This is a genomic window from Mycobacterium sp. NGS50 (assembly GCF_059812545.1).
The window spans coordinates 14667-29552 of the sequence record NZ_JCALCW010000018.1 but is presented as its reverse complement, the minus strand read 5'-3'; the positions used below and the strand labels follow the sequence as shown (position 1 = coordinate 29552).

15 protein-coding genes are annotated in these 14886 nt (G+C 66.5%); all 15 read right to left on the bottom strand.

The window, feature by feature from the left end; all coding sequences use genetic code 11:
• Positions 1-107: 107 nt before the first annotated feature.
• Positions 108-803 carry a ribosome hibernation-promoting factor, HPF/YfiA family gene (gene hpf, locus AC5Y36_RS14270; protein ID WP_500041574.1) on the bottom strand — a complete coding sequence of 232 codons (696 nt, stop codon included), beginning with the start codon at positions 801-803 and terminating at the stop codon, positions 108-110.
• A gap of 227 nt (positions 804-1030) precedes the next feature.
• A complete protein-coding gene (locus AC5Y36_RS14265; protein ID WP_500041573.1) occupies positions 1031-1669 on the bottom strand; it encodes a ComF family protein in 639 nt (212 codons plus the stop codon).
• A gap of 111 nt (positions 1670-1780) precedes the next feature.
• Positions 1781-3535, bottom strand: a complete 1755-nt coding sequence (gene lpqB, locus AC5Y36_RS14260; RefSeq protein WP_500041572.1) for an MtrAB system accessory lipoprotein LpqB — start codon at positions 3533-3535, stop codon at positions 1781-1783.
• Positions 3535-5193 (bottom strand): MtrAB system histidine kinase MtrB, encoded by a 1659-nt coding sequence (mtrB, locus tag AC5Y36_RS14255; protein WP_500041571.1) that lies wholly within the window; start codon positions 5191-5193, stop codon positions 3535-3537. The genes lpqB and mtrB overlap by 1 nt, the downstream gene beginning before the upstream one ends.
• A gap of 69 nt (positions 5194-5262) precedes the next feature.
• The gene (gene mtrA, locus AC5Y36_RS14250; protein ID WP_500041570.1) at positions 5263-5949 is read right to left on the bottom strand and encodes a two-component system response regulator MtrA; all 687 of its coding nucleotides are present in this window, start codon (positions 5947-5949) and stop codon (positions 5263-5265) included.
• A 48-nt stretch (positions 5950-5997) separates the two neighbouring features.
• Positions 5998-6627 carry a dTMP kinase gene (locus AC5Y36_RS14245; RefSeq protein WP_500041569.1) on the bottom strand — a complete coding sequence of 210 codons (630 nt, stop codon included), beginning with the start codon at positions 6625-6627 and terminating at the stop codon, positions 5998-6000.
• A 69-nt stretch (positions 6628-6696) separates the two neighbouring features.
• The gene (gene ahcY, locus AC5Y36_RS14240; RefSeq protein WP_500041568.1) at positions 6697-8154 is read right to left on the bottom strand and encodes an adenosylhomocysteinase; all 1458 of its coding nucleotides are present in this window, start codon (positions 8152-8154) and stop codon (positions 6697-6699) included.
• A gap of 100 nt (positions 8155-8254) precedes the next feature.
• Positions 8255-9019 (bottom strand): hypothetical protein, encoded by a 765-nt coding sequence (locus AC5Y36_RS14235; RefSeq protein WP_500041567.1) that lies wholly within the window; start codon positions 9017-9019, stop codon positions 8255-8257.
• Positions 9020-9077: 58 nt separating this feature from the next.
• A complete protein-coding gene (locus AC5Y36_RS14230) occupies positions 9078-9689 on the bottom strand; it encodes a hypothetical protein (RefSeq protein WP_500041566.1) in 612 nt (203 codons plus the stop codon).
• A gap of 15 nt (positions 9690-9704) precedes the next feature.
• The gene (locus tag AC5Y36_RS14225) at positions 9705-10769 is read right to left on the bottom strand and encodes a hypothetical protein (RefSeq protein ID WP_500041565.1); all 1065 of its coding nucleotides are present in this window, start codon (positions 10767-10769) and stop codon (positions 9705-9707) included.
• Positions 10770-11094: 325 nt separating this feature from the next.
• Positions 11095-11724 carry a TetR family transcriptional regulator AlkX gene (gene alkX, locus AC5Y36_RS14220; protein WP_500041564.1) on the bottom strand — a complete coding sequence of 210 codons (630 nt, stop codon included), beginning with the start codon at positions 11722-11724 and terminating at the stop codon, positions 11095-11097.
• Positions 11721-11903 carry a rubredoxin gene (locus AC5Y36_RS14215; protein WP_500041563.1) on the bottom strand — a complete coding sequence of 61 codons (183 nt, stop codon included), beginning with the start codon at positions 11901-11903 and terminating at the stop codon, positions 11721-11723. The genes alkX and AC5Y36_RS14215 overlap by 4 nt, the downstream gene beginning before the upstream one ends.
• Entirely contained in the window at positions 11900-12073 is a 174-nt protein-coding gene (locus AC5Y36_RS14210) for a rubredoxin (protein WP_500041562.1), read from the bottom strand. Before AC5Y36_RS14210 ends, AC5Y36_RS14215 begins: the two co-directional genes overlap by 4 nt.
• Positions 12073-13284, bottom strand: a complete 1212-nt coding sequence (locus AC5Y36_RS14205; protein WP_500041561.1) for an alkane 1-monooxygenase — start codon at positions 13282-13284, stop codon at positions 12073-12075. Before AC5Y36_RS14205 ends, AC5Y36_RS14210 begins: the two co-directional genes overlap by 1 nt.
• Before the next feature lie 104 nt (positions 13285-13388).
• Positions 13389-14885 carry an amino acid permease gene (locus AC5Y36_RS14200; RefSeq protein WP_500041560.1) on the bottom strand — a complete coding sequence of 499 codons (1497 nt, stop codon included), beginning with the start codon at positions 14883-14885 and terminating at the stop codon, positions 13389-13391.
• Between the last annotated feature and the right edge of the window lies 1 nt (position 14886).

Genomic DNA, 14886 nt, shown 5'->3' with positions numbered 1-14886 from the left:
GCGATCGCGAGGGCGGCGCAGCCGGGCGCTGCGGGTCGCCGCCTGACACCTCAGCGGCGATCGCGAGGGCGGCGCAGCCGGGCGCTGCGGGTCGCCTGGGCAATCCGTCAGGCCAACCGGATCAGCCCGTAGTCGTAGCCGTGCCGGCGGTAGACCACCGAGGCCCGTTCGCTCTCCTTATCCAGGAACAGGAAGAAGTCGTGGCCGACCAGCTCCATCTCGTAGAGCGCATCATCGACGGACATCGGCACCGCCTCGTGCTCCTTGGTCCGCACCACCCGGCCCGGCTCGCGCTCGGGGCCGTCGAACTCGACACCGTCGTGGTCGGCGGGTGAGGTCGCGTCCCGATCCCAGGCACCCGGGGTCGGGTCCGGCAGCGTGCTGAGCGCGGTGGCCTCGGCCACCGACACCGGGGTCTTGTCGCCGTAGTGCACCTTGCGGCGATCGTTGCCGCGCCGCATCCGGCTCTCCAACCGGTCGACGGCCGCCTCGAAAGCGGCGTAGAAGCTGTTGGCTCGGGCTTCACCGCGCACCACGGGCCCTCGGCCCCGGGCGGTGATCTCCACCTGCTGGCACGACTTGCGCTGGCGCCGGTTGCGCGCGTGTTTGAGTTCGACATCGAACAAGTAGACGGAGCGATCCAACCGCTCCACGCGGGTCAGCTTCTGCGAAACGTAGATGCGGAAGTGATCGGGGATCTCGACGTTGCGGCCCTTGACCACGACCTCGGCGCGCAGCGACGTATCGACCTGGTCGTCTGCGTCGGTCGCCACTGAGCTGGTATCCACGAATTCGCTTGTCATATTCCACACTCGTTTCTTCATCGCGTCGCACGCGCGGGGACCTACTGGATTACATGCGGTAGTCGCTACGAGATGTCGAAAACTCACCTCCCACCCGGAGAGTCGCCGCCGCTAAGGCGGGTGCTTGACCCCGACGGTAGACCTTGTTCTAGGGTCTGTGCCACCAATTCCGCAGACGTGTTGCGAGTTCTTGACCACTGGGCGCCGCAGCGGGCGCCGGGCCGCTCTCAGGCGGCCGCAATGGCCAGCACAGCGGCGATTTTCACCCCGCTGGCGGTGAGCGCCCGCACCGATTCGGCCGCGGTCGCCCCGGTGGTGACGATGTCGTCGACCAGCACGATCTCCGCGTCGCTCGGTAGCCGCCGGCGGTGCAGCAGCACCCGCCCGGCGATGTTGCGCTCGCGGGCCGCGCCGCCCAGGCCCACCGAGTCGCGGGCCAGCGCCGACATCCGCAGGGCCTGCGCGACGGCGATGCCGGGGTGCCCAGCCACCGCGGCCACCGCGATCCGGGTGACCGGGTCACCGCCGCGACGCCGGGCGGCCGAGCGGTGCGTCGGAGCCGGCACGACGGTCAGCGGCAGCTCGAGCAGTCCCCATCCGAGCAGGCGGTGCAGGCCGATCGCCAACGCCCGCGCCAGCGGCATGATGAGGTCGGTTCGCCCCTTTTCTTTGGCGGCCACGATCGCCTGCCGACGGGCACCGGCGTAGCGGCCCAGGGCGAACACCGGCACCCCGGGATCGATGCGCGGGCTGATCAGATACGGCTGGTCTGCGCCGGTTGCCAGCTCGCCCGCGCACACGTCACACCACCGGGTCGACGGTGCCCCGCATCCGCCGCATTCCAGGGGCAGCGCCAGGTCCAGCATCAGGCCAGTGTGGTGGCGGGGTCCGACAGGACGCTTTCCGCGCGCCGAGTGTCGGGTTGTGTCACGCCGATTTCAAAAAGCCGTGTCCTAAGTCGACACTCGGCCAACCGCTCAGCCCGGCAACACCGGCACCGCGCCGGACACCATGAACGGCTGCACCGCCGACCAGCCCTGGTTGGGCTCGGCCGAGCTGGATAATTGCAGCACACCGCGCGGGTCGGCGACATACACCGTGGACGGGTTGGCGGCGATGGTGGACACCGGCAGCTGCAGGTTGCCGCTGGGGGCGTCGGAGTTGACCCCGTCGATGTTGACGTAGGACACCGGGTGCGCCGGATCGGTTCGGCTGACCACGATGTCGTCGCCGGTCCGCCAGGACAGCGACACCACCGACGACCCGAGCCCGAAACCGAGTCGGCGCGGATAGTTCAGCGCGAACTGCCCGGTGTCGTTCTGTTCGACGGCCGCGAGGATCACCTTCCCGTCGATCACCATCGCGGCGCGCGTCCCGTCCCGCGACAGCTGCAAGTCGGTGATCGGTCCCGGGAACCGGGCCGAAACCGCACCGGAATCCACCGGAATGCGCACCGGCTCCCCCGACGCGGTCAGTACCGCGCGCAGCACGTTGATGCCGTCGACGACCACCCAGATCGCGTCATCCAATGACCAGCTGGGACGCGACACGGTGTGCCCGTCGGCGGCCTTGACCGCCTCGCCGCCGAGATCGCCGACCCACAGTGAGGACTCCATATCCGGGGCGCCGGGACGAGCCACCACCACCGAGGCGACCTGATGTCCGCTGTGTGACAGCGCCGCCGCGATCTGGTCGGTGGCCCGACCGAACGCGCCGGGCACGACGGTCGAATGCTCCCCGTCCAGGCCAACCAGCGAGCCGCCCACCAGGGCGTGCACGCCCGCCTCTGCGCCGTCGGCCGCGCCCGGGTCGGTGGCCGCGACATCGGAGGTCGTCCACCCCTGAGCGAAGCGGTCGTCGAGGGCCGCGCCGTCGGCATTGATCACGTACGGGCCCTTGATGTCGGCGCGGGCCAATGTCCAGATGATCTGTGCCGCAACCAGTTGCGTGCTGTGCGGGTCGGTGATCGACAGGTTCTCCAGGTCGATACGCGCCCCGCCATAACCGCGGCCCACACCGCTGGAGCCGCCGTCGGCGCGGGTCACCGGACCGCGCAGCCGCAGCGGCGCGCCCAGCAGGTTGCGCACCGTGTGGGTCAGTTCGGGACGTGGTCCGGCGATCACCTTGGACAGCAGCTCGGTCGCCAACTGGTCGGCGTCGGACACCGCGACATAGCGCGGATCGGGAACCACGGTCTTGCCGGTCGGATCCGCGAAATACAACGTGTGTCGCTTGTAGGTGGCCTGGAACTGCTGCCAGTCCAGGAACACTCCGTTGGGCAGCCGGTCGATGCGCCATCCGCCGGAAGTCTTGACCAGTTCGATCGGGCCGGGATCCGGCAATTGGCCCGCACTGGTCTCGAAGACCCCCACATCCGAGAGCGACCCCAGGATGTCGGCCCGCATCTCCACCGACACCCGCTCGGCACTTCGGGTTTCGACGAACACCACATTGTCGATCAGCATCGCCTTGCCGGCGTCGTCCCATCCGTTGGAGGCCGACTGAGTCAGGAACTGGCGTGCCGCCAGATGCCGGTTGGCCGGATCGGCGGTGGCCTTGAGGAATTCGCGCAGTAGCACGTCGGGATCCATCCCCGGCGTCGGCTTGGGCAGATTCGACGGGGCGGGGCGTTCCACGGTGCCGATGGCTTGCGGTGCCGAGGAACTCGGCACCCCGGCGCAGCCGGCCAGCAGCAGGGCCGCCACCCAGAGCAGAATCAGACCTCCACGCATCAGCCGCTCCTCTCGACCGGCTCATGCTGGCGATCCCGCTGGTCATTGCGTTCGGTCGCAATAGGTTTCATCGGCAGCGGACTGGTGGTGACCTTGTGGCCGCGCACCAGCGGAAGGGTCAACCGGAAGCAGGCGCCGCGGCCGGGCTCGCCCCAGGCCTCGAGCCGGCCCTGGTGCAGGCGGGCGTCCTCGACGCTGATCGCCAAACCCAGGCCGGTGCCGCCGGACCGGCGCACCCGCGAGGGGTCGGCACGCCAGAACCGGCTGAACACCAGCTTCTCCTCGCCGGGCCGCAACCCCACCCCGTAGTCGCGCACGGTGACCGCGACGGTGTCCTCGTCGGCGGCCATCCGGATCCGAACCGGCTTGTGTTCGGCGTGGTCGATGGCGTTGCTGATCAGGTTGCGCAAAATGCGCTCCACCCGGCGCGGATCGACGTCGGCGATCACCTCGTGATCGGGCAGCCGCACCTGCAACTCGATGCCGGCGTCGTCGGCCAGATGCCCGACGTTGCCCAGCGCACTGTTGACCGTGGAGCGCAAATCGACTGCTTCCACCGACAATTCGGCCACACCCGCGTCGTGCCGGGAGATCTCCAGCAGATCGGCGAGCAACGTCTCGAACCGGTCGAGCTCGTTGACCATCAGCTCGGTCGAACGCCGCAGCGTGGGGTCCAGATCCTCGCTGTGGTCATAGATCAGGTCCGCGGCCATCCGCACCGTGGTCAGCGGGGTACGCAGTTCGTGGCTGACGTCGGAGGTGAAGCGCCGCTGCAGGTTGCCGAACTCCTCGAGCTGTTCGATCTGGTGCGACAGGCTTTCGGCCATGTCGTTGAACGACACCGCCAGCCGCGCCATGTCGTCCTCCCCGCGCACCGGCATTCGTTCGGACAGGTGGCCTTCGGCGAACCGTTCGGCGGTGCGTGCCGCCGCCCGCACCGGCAGCACCACCTGCCGTGACACCAGGACCGCGATGCCGGCCAACAACACCAGCAGCACCAGCCCACCGGTGGCCATCGTGCCGCGCACCAGCCGGATCGTGCTCTCCTCGTTTCCCAGCGGGAAGATCAGGTACAACTCCAGATTGCTGACCTTGGACAACGTCGGGGTGCCGATGATCAGCGCGGGGCCGGAGAACCCGTCGGCTTGCACCGTCGCGTACTGGTAGCTCACCTGGCCGGCTTTGACGAAGTCCCGCAGGGCGGTCGGCACCTGGGCGATCGGCCCGGCGGTCGCCGCGGCACGCGGGCCGCTGCCCGGCACCACCAGCACGGCGTCGAAGGCTCCGGCCGGTCCGACGCTGGAGGTCGGATCGGTCCGCGACGTCAGCGTGTTGCGGGCCAGTTGCAGGCTGGAATCCAGCGAGCGGGCCTCTTCACCACCGACGATGCCGCTGACGGTGGTGCGTGCCCGCTGGATCTGTTCGGTGGCGGCCCGGACCTTGATGTCGAGTACGCGGTTGGTGATCTGGCTGGTCAGCACGAAACCGAGCACCAGGATGACGGCCAACGACAGGCCGATGGTCAGCACCACCACCCGCAGCTGCAGGGAGCGACGCCAGCCGGCCGCCACGACGCGACCCAGTGCGTTGATGCCGTGCAGCACCGGTCCGGAACGCCCCCAGCGACCCCGTGGGCGCCGCCGCGAGGCCCAGATCATCGGAGCCGCCCCACCTCATCGCGACGCTGTGCATCGTCGCCGACGCGGATCATCGGCGTCGCTCTCCGATCACGGAGGTCCGGCCTTGTAACCCACTCCTCGAACGGTCAGTACCACGGTCGGGTTCTCCGGGTCTTTCTCGACCTTGGCCCGCAGCCGTTGCACGTGCACGTTCACCAACCGGGTGTCGGCCGGGTGCCGGTAGCCCCAGACCTGTTCGAGCAGCACATCCCGAGTAAACACCTGGCGAGGTTTGCGGGCCAGTGCCACCAGCAGGTCGAATTCCAGCGGGGTCAGCGAGATCTGCTCGCCCTGGCGGGTGACCTTGTGCGCCGGCACGTCGATGTCCACGTCGGCGATGGACAGCAGCTCGGCGGGTTCGTCGTCGTTGCGCCTCAACCGCGCGCGCACCCGGGCCACCAGCTCCTTGGGTTTGAACGGCTTCATGATGTAGTCGTCGGCGCCGGACTCCAACCCGAGGACCACATCGACAGTGTCGGTCTTGGCGGTCAGCATCACGATCGGGATTCCGGAGTCCGCCCGCAGCACCCGGCACACGTCGATGCCGTTCATGCCCGGCAGCATCAGGTCCAGCAGCACCAGATCCGGCCGCAGCTCGCGCACGGCGGTCAGCGCCTGGGTGCCGTCACCGATGACCGCCGTGTCGAAACCCTCCCCGCGCAGAACGATGGTGAGCATCTCGGCCAGCGAAGCGTCGTCGTCCACGACGAGAATCCTTTGCCTCATGGCCTCCATGGTGTCACTCAATTGCGACAAAACGTGGGCACCACGCGCGCGTTTCGGCTAAGAACCGAGCTGCGCGGCCAGCGCTGCGGCATCGACGTCGGCGCCGACCACCTGCCAGCGCCCGCCGAAACCATTCTGCGCCAGTCCGCGATACACCGCACCGGTGCGGCGTTGCAGTCCGTCGTCACGCTCGTAGACGTCGCGGGTGCGCCGCGCGTCCTGCTTCTCCCGGTGTTGGGCCCGTGCGGCGGCCAGCTCGGTCGAGACATCGAGCAGCAGTTGCCAATCGGGGCGCGGCAACGCCAGGCGGCCGTACTCGAGCTCCTCGACCCAGGCCACCACCTCCCCGGCGGCGTCCTGCTCCAGGCGGGCAGCACTGTAGGCGGCGTTGGAGGCCACATAGCGATCCAGGATCACCACGTGGTGGCCGTCGCACAGTTCGGCGATCGCGTCGGTTGCCGCGGCGCGGTCCAACGCGAACAGCATCGCCATCGCATACACCGAGCCGGCCAGGTCACCGTGCTCACCGTGCAGGGCCTCCGCGGCCACGTCGGCGGTCACCGACTGTCCATAGCGCGGGAAGCCCAGCGTCGCCACCGACTTGCCGGCACCCTCGAACGCCGCCCGTAACCCGGTGGTCAGGGTGTGCTTGCCGGCCCCGTCGACACCCTCGATCGCGATCAGCACGGCGCGAGTGTGCGGTTTCGTACGCGACCTACGGCGTGTCGCGTATGAAACCGCACGTTCGGCATGGGATCAGTACCGGTAGTGGTCGGGCTTGTAGGGGCCCTCGACGTCGACGCCGATGTACTCGGCCTGGTCCTTGGTCAGCTTGGTCAGCGTGCCGCCGAGCGCCTCGACGTGGATGCGGGCCACCTTCTCGTCGAGGTGCTTGGGCAGCCGGTAGACCTCGTTGTCGTACTCGTCGTTCTTGGTCCACAGCTCGATCTGGGCGATCACCTGGTTGGAGAAGCTGTTGCTCATCACGAACGACGGGTGCCCGGTGGCGTTGCCGAGGTTCAGCAGCCGGCCCTCGGACAGCACGATGATCGACTTGCCGGTGTCACCGAACGTCCACACGTCGACCTGCGGCTTGACGTTCATCCGGGTGGCGCCGGAGGTCTCCAGCGCCGCCATGTCGATCTCGTTGTCGAAGTGGCCGATGTTGCCCAGGATGGCCTGGTTCTTCATCGCCTTCATGTGCTCGAGGGTGATGATGTCCTTGTTGCCGGTGGTGGTGACGACGATGTCGGCCTCACCGATCGCCTGCTCGACGGTCGCGACGTCGTAGCCCTCCATCAATGCCTGCAGGGCGTTGATCGGGTCGATCTCGGTGACGGTGACCCGCGCACCCTGACCCTTGAGCGATTCCGCGGAACCCTTGCCGACGTCGCCGTAGCCGCAGACCAGGGCCTTCTTGCCGCCGATCAGGGCGTCGGTGCCGCGGTTGATGCCGTCGATCAGCGAGTGCCGGCAGCCGTACTTGTTGTCGAACTTGGACTTGGTGACCGAGTCGTTGACGTTGATGGCGGGGAAGCTCAGCTCGCCGGCGGCGGCCAGCTGGTACAGCCGCAACACACCGGTGGTGGTCTCCTCGGTCACGCCACGCACCGACTCGGCGATCGTCGTCCACTTGGTCTTGTCGGTCTCGAACCGGTCGCGCAGCGTCCCCAGGAAGACCTTCCACTCGTGAGAGTCGCCGTCCTCGGCGGGCGGCACCACGCCGGCCTTCTCGTACTGGGCGCCGCGCAGCACCATCATGGTGGCGTCGCCGCCGTCGTCGAGGATCATGTTTGCCGGCTCGCCGTCCCAGGTCAGGGCCTGCTCAGCGCACCACCAGTACTCCTCCAGCGACTCGCCCTTCCAGGCGAAGACCGGGGTGCCCTTGGGCTCCTCGACGGTGCCGTGCGGGCCGACGACGACCGCGGCGGCGGCGTGGTCCTGGGTGGAGAAGATGTTGCAGGACGCCCATCGGACCTCGGCGCCGAGGCTGACGAGGGTCTCGATGAGGACCGCGGTCTGGATGGTCATGTGCAGCGAACCGGTGATGCGGGCGCCCTTGAGCGGGGCGACGTCGGCGTACTCGCGCCGCAGCGACATCAGGCCCGGCATTTCGTGCTCGGCCAGCCGGATCTCCTTGCGGCCGAACTCGGCCAGCGACAGGTCGGCGACCTTGTAGTCGATGCCGTTGGCAACGTCCGCGGTCAAAGTCATTAGGGTCCCCTCGTCAGTTCACGTACAAGCTCGCGTACACAGTAGTCGGGCATGGCCACGGCCCCGCGAGCGGTTCGGACCAGCCTGCTCAGGCAGCAGCTCAGGTGATTTCGCGCCGTTGGCGCAAGACCGCGACATCGCCAACGATCAGCTGATCGATCCGCCTGCTCAGAGCAGCTGGCGTCACGGGGGTCGCATGACTGGAATCCGGACTGTAGACATATTCGCCGTCGTCGCCGACCCGAACCCACGCCGCGTACCTTGTGCCCCAGTCGAGCCCCCATTCGCGCGCGGGTTGGCAGCGCGATTGGATCACCCCAAACGCCGTCACATCGGCTTCGGCCAGCACGGCGCGGCTTTGGCCGCCGCGACCTGGGTCAGGAAAAGTGAATCCGCGGTCCACAGCGGCACGATCGCGATTCGGGAGAAAACCGGGAACAACAATGCGAGCATGCTTGCCAGGTGTGGTCAACCCGACTGAGGCCGCGACCGCCGTGCCTATCTCGTAAGGCGACAGGGTGAACACATCGATCATGTCCTCGCCGGGTCGTTGGGATGCAAAAAACCCCGACTCCCCCGCGCGGTACGCCAGGATTCGCACAGCCGGGGTCTCTCGGGAGGCGAAATACACTGTGGATTCGACCCAGATGTCAGCGTTTCGATAGCCATCGATCCAGCGCTGAAAGACCCTCAAATCCCCATCGACGAAGCGCTCCCCCGCGGTTGTCCCGCTGGTGTCCCCCCGTGGCAGCCACACCCGGGTAAAGAACGGATGCGGCAGGTATTCCAGTCCTTGCAGTTCGCAGATCGCGGCCAGATCAGCCAACTCGATGCTGCCCACCGTGCGCAGCGCCACCGTAGCCATTGCTACCTCACCAGTACGGCACGTGCGTCACCACACTGCGCGCCTGCGCGTAGTGTGGTCACGGGAATTTGTGGTGATGCTGAACCACCATGATCGACGACCATTGCGGAAACCCGGCAATCAAGTCACGATCTGACATTTCCCCCATATCCGGTGGCGGTCCGTCCATCCCTTCCACCTGCCCGAGGTAAATTTGAGCACTCAAACTAGAGACAGTTAACGACTCGAATCTCAAGATATACTCAAGGACCTCGTTGTTCGCAGCATTGGATATTGCAGGCGCGACACCGTCAAAATCAGCATCCCGTGCAGTATCCGATGCCCATTGCTCTGCGTTGGCCATCCGCACTCCGGGCAACTGCGTCCACGGGGAGGTGGCCGGTTCCCAACCTCCACGGCGGGCGTGCCACGGAAGTTGCCGGTCATCGTTGGACCAAGCAATGTTCCCGACCCCGGTCAATACCAAGAGCGCAGTATTAGACTCCCCGAAACCGAGACCACGAACGTCAATGATGACACCGGCGCGTGAACGCTGCGCCGAAAGGCGCAAATCAATGAACTCCGATTCTCCCAGCGCTCCGAACTCAGTAAGTGGATTGCGTCGCACAGCCAGGTCAGACGACAATTCCGGCGCAAACTCGTAAAGTTCATTAATCGAGTAACTACCCATACGAGAATCCTATCATCACGATGGTGGCAGCGGGATATGAGCGTAATCATTCGAGGGTGCAATTGTGCGCCCCGTAGTTGGGTCGACTTCTTGCCCTTGAGCATTCAGATAGTTAACGTAACCGTTCGGATATGTCGATGTCGGCTCCATTACCCGGATCGAGACTACGCGTGGGTCGATCCCCGGCTGACTGGGCGTTACGGGATATATCCAACCCTGACCAGAGTTTGCCGGCAATTGCGAAGTAACCCCAGGCGGCACACCAGGAAGATCTACACCGTTAGGGCTGGCCACCACGCGGGGCGGATGTTGCGGCGGCAAAACGTTCAGATAATGTTGTTTCTCCTGGTTGAGTAAATTCGTTTCATAAGTGAAGTCCGCTCGACGCGGATCGTTCGGCGGCAACGCGGAAATTACAGGTATATCTGCATTGTGCTCAGCGATCCTGTTGTTTACATCCTTCAAACCGGCTGCGGCTTGGGCACGGGTCATGTGGTCCGGGTCCGGAGGGGGGCGACCCGGGTCTTGCGGAAATGGGCTACCGGGAGACAGCGGGATCTGGTGGTCAACAAGTTGAATCCCGGCGCTTTCGCTTAGGCCTCGGCCCGATGCATACATCTGATCCGCTGCTGCCGTTTGGGCGGCCCACCAATTTTGGGCGGACTGGCGGATCTGCACCTGCAGCTGATCAGCTGCCGGGCGTTGGGCAAGTCGGTCGGTGTCGACCGTCAAATCGTCATTGACGACGAACTGACCGTCTCGCTCTGCGTCTTCGATCAGGCCGAGGGTGTGGTTGCGATGTGAAATGACGGGACCCATCGCGGCGCGCGCCGTGTCGGCCATCGTGGTGATCGTCGCGCGGTGGTCCCCGATCACGGCGTTGTGGCGAGCCGCGGTCGTGATGACACCACCCGCGGTATGGCCCTCCCACTCAGGCGCGCGCACCGCGGCCTCATAGCTGTCACCGTGGTCGGCCAAGCGTTCAGCGGATTTCGGCCAGCTCTCGATCAAGGCGAGTACCAGCTGTGGGTTATCCGCTTCGAGGTGGCTTCTCGTCGGCGTAGCAGCGTCCTCAGACAATCTGCGTTCCGTGCCGGTCTGCGTTCACCAACGTTCGATGAGCATGGTCGGTCGCATCACCCACTGCGTATATCCGCGTCGCGTGCGCGCTATTCAGCTGCGGAAGGACATCGTTGGTCAGCCACAGTGCGGCAACCAACGACGGGCTCTGCCAACCAGCCGATAGCTGCGACAGGTCGACCGTGGATAGCGAGTCGCCCACGTCGCTCAGCGCGACGGGCACCTTCCCCACGTCTTCACTGATCACAAGGTCAGTAACCGCAACCACCTCCGACAAGCGTGCTTGTCCGACGAAACTATCAGCCCATCATCCGGCACTGGGTCGCTACGGCTCGATCACTCCGTAGCGTTCGGCGGCCGGGGTGAACAACCGGGCCAGATCGGCGGCGACGTCGTGGTCGGCCTCCGGCGGCATCGAGACGTAGCTCATGGCCAGCCGCACGATCGCCCGCGACAGAATGCCGGCGTCGTCCTCACTGGCCTGCACCCAGCTGTGCATGAAGGTCTCGGTCAGCCGCTGCGAGCAGCGGGTGATGATGGGGCCGCTGTCCGTGGTGATGATCTGCAGCAGGTCGGGTTTGGCCACCCCGGTGAGCAGCGAGATCACCAGCGGGTCGGCGGCCGACTCGGTGAAGAACGCCCGGAAGCCTTCCAGGAACGCGGCTTCCACCTCGCCGACGTTGTTATAGATCGCGCTGTCCACCGCGTCCACCAGCCGATCGGCCAGTCGCAGCGCGTACCCCTGCGCCAGACCCTGCCGGGAGCCGAACTCGTTGTAGATCGTCTGGCGGCTGATCCCGGCGGCACGGGCCACGTCCGACAGGGTGATCGCCGACCAGTCGCGGGTGAGTAACAGGTCCCGCATCGCGTCGAGTACCGAGTCGCGCAGCAGGGCTCGCGACGCCTCGGCGTAGGGGACCCGTGTCACACCGGCGACACTAGCCGGGGCTGTCACGGCCGCGCGACCTCCACCATCTCGAAGTCGGATTTGGCCGCCCCGCAGTCCGGGCAACTCCAGTCCTCGGGGATCTCGGCCCAGCGGGTGCCGGGTGCGATGCCGTCCTCGGGCCAGCCCTTGGCTTCGTCGTATTCGAAGCCGCACTGCACGCAGACGAACAGCTTGTAGTCGGTCATGTGTTCGCTCCTATCAGCTCGAAGTCGACCTTTTCACGTACCGCACAGTCCGGGCAGCACCAGTCGTCGGGAACCTGATCCCAGGATGTGCCGGCCGGAAAGCCTTCCCGCGGTGCGCCGTTAGCCTCGTCGTAGACGTATCCGCAACCCGGGCAGCGGAAGGCGGCCATCAGGCGGCCACTCCGTAGCGGGCCAGCACCTTGTTGCGCAGGCGCGGCTGGATGTTGGCCCGGGTGATGTCGCCGTCGTAGTGCTCGAGCACCCGGTGGTCCATCAGCTTGCGCCACAGCGGCGGGATGTAGGTCAGCCCGATCAGGGATGCGTAGCCGCTGGGCAGATTCGGCGCGCCGTCCATGCTGCGCAGCGTCTGGTAGCGGCGGGTCGGGTTGGCGTGGTGGTCGCTGTGGCGCTGCAGGTGGTACAGGAACAGGTTGGTGACGATGTGGTCGGAGTTCCAGCTGTGTTCCGGGGTGCAGCGCTCGTAGCGGCCGCTGTCGAGCTTCTGCCGCAGCAGACCGTAATGCTCCAGGTAGTTCACCGATTCCAGCAACGAGAAGCCGTACACCGCCTGAATGACCAGGAACGGGATCAGCGCCGGCCCGAACACCGCGATCAACCCGCCGAACAGCACCACCGACATCAGCCAGGCGTTGAGCACGTCGTTGCTCAGATGCCAGGGGCTCTTGTCCAGCCGGCGCAGCCGGGTCGCCTCCAGGCGCCACGCCGAGCGCAAGCTGCCGATCACGCTGCGCGGGAAGAACTCCCAGAACGTTTCGCCGAACCGGGCCGACGCCGGGTCCTCGGGAGTGGCCACCCGCACGTGGTGTCCGCGGTTGTGCTCGATGTAGAAGTGCCCGTAACCGGTCTGGGCCAGGGTGATCTTGGCCAGCCAGCGCTCCAGGTCTTCCTTCTTGTGCCCCATCTCGTGGGCGGTGTTGATCCCGATCCCGCCCAGCGCACCGACCGACAATGCCAGCCCGATCTTGGCCGGCCAGCTGAGCGACCCCTCGAAGCCCAGCCAGCTCAGGTCCGACGCGGTGAACAGGTATGCGCCCAGGACGACGCTCGCGTACTGGAACGGGATGTAGACGTAGGTGCAGTAGCGGTAGTAGCGGTCGTTTTCCAGCCGCTCCATCACCTCATCGGGCGCGTTCTGCCCGTCCGGGCCGAATCGCAGGTCCAGCAGCGGCAGCAGAACGTACACCAGGAACGGGCCGATCCAGAACAGCGCCTGCGACGCGGTCTGCCAGCCGGCGTGATTCATCGCCCACACCACGGGCAACACGATGAACAGTGCGGTCGGCGCGATCAGGCCCAATAGCCACAGATAACGCTTCCGGTCCCGCCATGTCGCGGCGGCCGCCTGGGTATTCATCGCCATCAGACCTCCTTGTCAGTTGTGAGTTCTACCACCTGACAGTTGACAATACTGACTAGCAAGTCGGCTGTCTAGACAAAGATGTATCTTTTGTAAAAGTCGTGGTCTTAGGGTGCCCCGATGTCCGTCGGAACGGCGGTTCGACGCGCCAGCTGTGAATGCCGGTAGCCGTAGCCGGCGTAGATGGCCATCCCCAGCACCATCCACACGCCGAACCGGATCCAGGTCATCGCGGTCAGGTTCACCATCAGCCACAGACAGGCCAGGATCGAGGCGATCGGCAGCGCCGGTACCCACGGCGCGCTGAAGCCGCGGGGCAGGTCGGGCCGCGTACGACGCAGGATGATCACCCCCGCCGACACCAGGATGAAGGCGAACAGCGTGCCCACGTTGACCATCTCTTCGAGCTTGCCCATCGGGAACACCGCGGCGGTCGCTGCCACCACCACCGCGACCAGCGCGGTGATCCGCACCGGTGTGCCGTGCTCGCCGGTACGGGCCAGTCGCCGGGGCAGCAGGCCGTCGCGAGCCATGGCGAACAGCACCCGGCACTGCCCTAGCATCAGCACCATCACGACGGTGGTCAGTCCGGCCAGGGCGCCGACCGAGATGACCGCCGACGCCCAGTGCACCCCGTTGGCCACGAAGGCGGTGGCCAGGTTGGCGTGGCTGCCGTCCGAGCGGTCCCGCAGGTCGGTGTAGGGCACCATGCCGGACAGTACGACCGAGACGGCGACATAGAGCACGGTCACCACACCCAGCGAGGCCAGGATGCCGCGCGGCACGTCGCGCTGCGGGTGTTTGGTCTCCTCGGCCATGGTGGCCACGATGTCGAATCCGATGAACGCGAAGAACACGATGGCCGCCCCGGCCAGCACGCCGTAACCGCCGTAGTGGCTGGAGGGCGCACCTGTCAACAGCGACAGCACCGACTGGTCGACACCGTCGCCGCGGCGCCCGGTTTCGGACGGGGGGATGAACGGCGAGTAGTTGGCGGCCTTGACGTAGAAGGCACCGATGACAACCACCAGCAGCACCACCGCCACCTTGATCGCGGTGACGACCGCGGAGAACCGTGACGACAGCTTGGTGCCCATCCCCAGCAGGATCGCGACCAGCGTGACGATCACCAGCGCCCCCCAGTCCAGCGGGAATCCGCCCAGAACGACGGTGCCGCCGCCGAATCCGAGCACCGTGCCCAGGTAGGTCGACCAGCCTTTGGCCACCACCGCGGCACCGACCGCCAGCTCCAGCACCACGTTCCAGCCGATGATCCAGGCCATGCCCTCGCCGAAGGTGGCGTAGGAGAAGGTGTAGGCGCTTCCCGCCACCGGCAGCGTCGAGGAGAACTCGGCGTAGCACACGGCGGCCAGCCCGCAGGTGACGGCGGCGATCAGAAACGAGATCCAGATCGCGGGGCCGGTGATGTTGCCCGCCGTGGACGCGGTAACGGTGAAGATGCCGGCGCCGATCACCACCGACACCCCGAACACGGTCAGGTCCCACCAAGTCAGGTCCTTGCGCAGCCGGGTGTCCGGGTCGTCGGTGTCGGCGATCGACTGCTCCACCGACTTGATGCGCCATTGCGCCGTGCGCGCCGACATC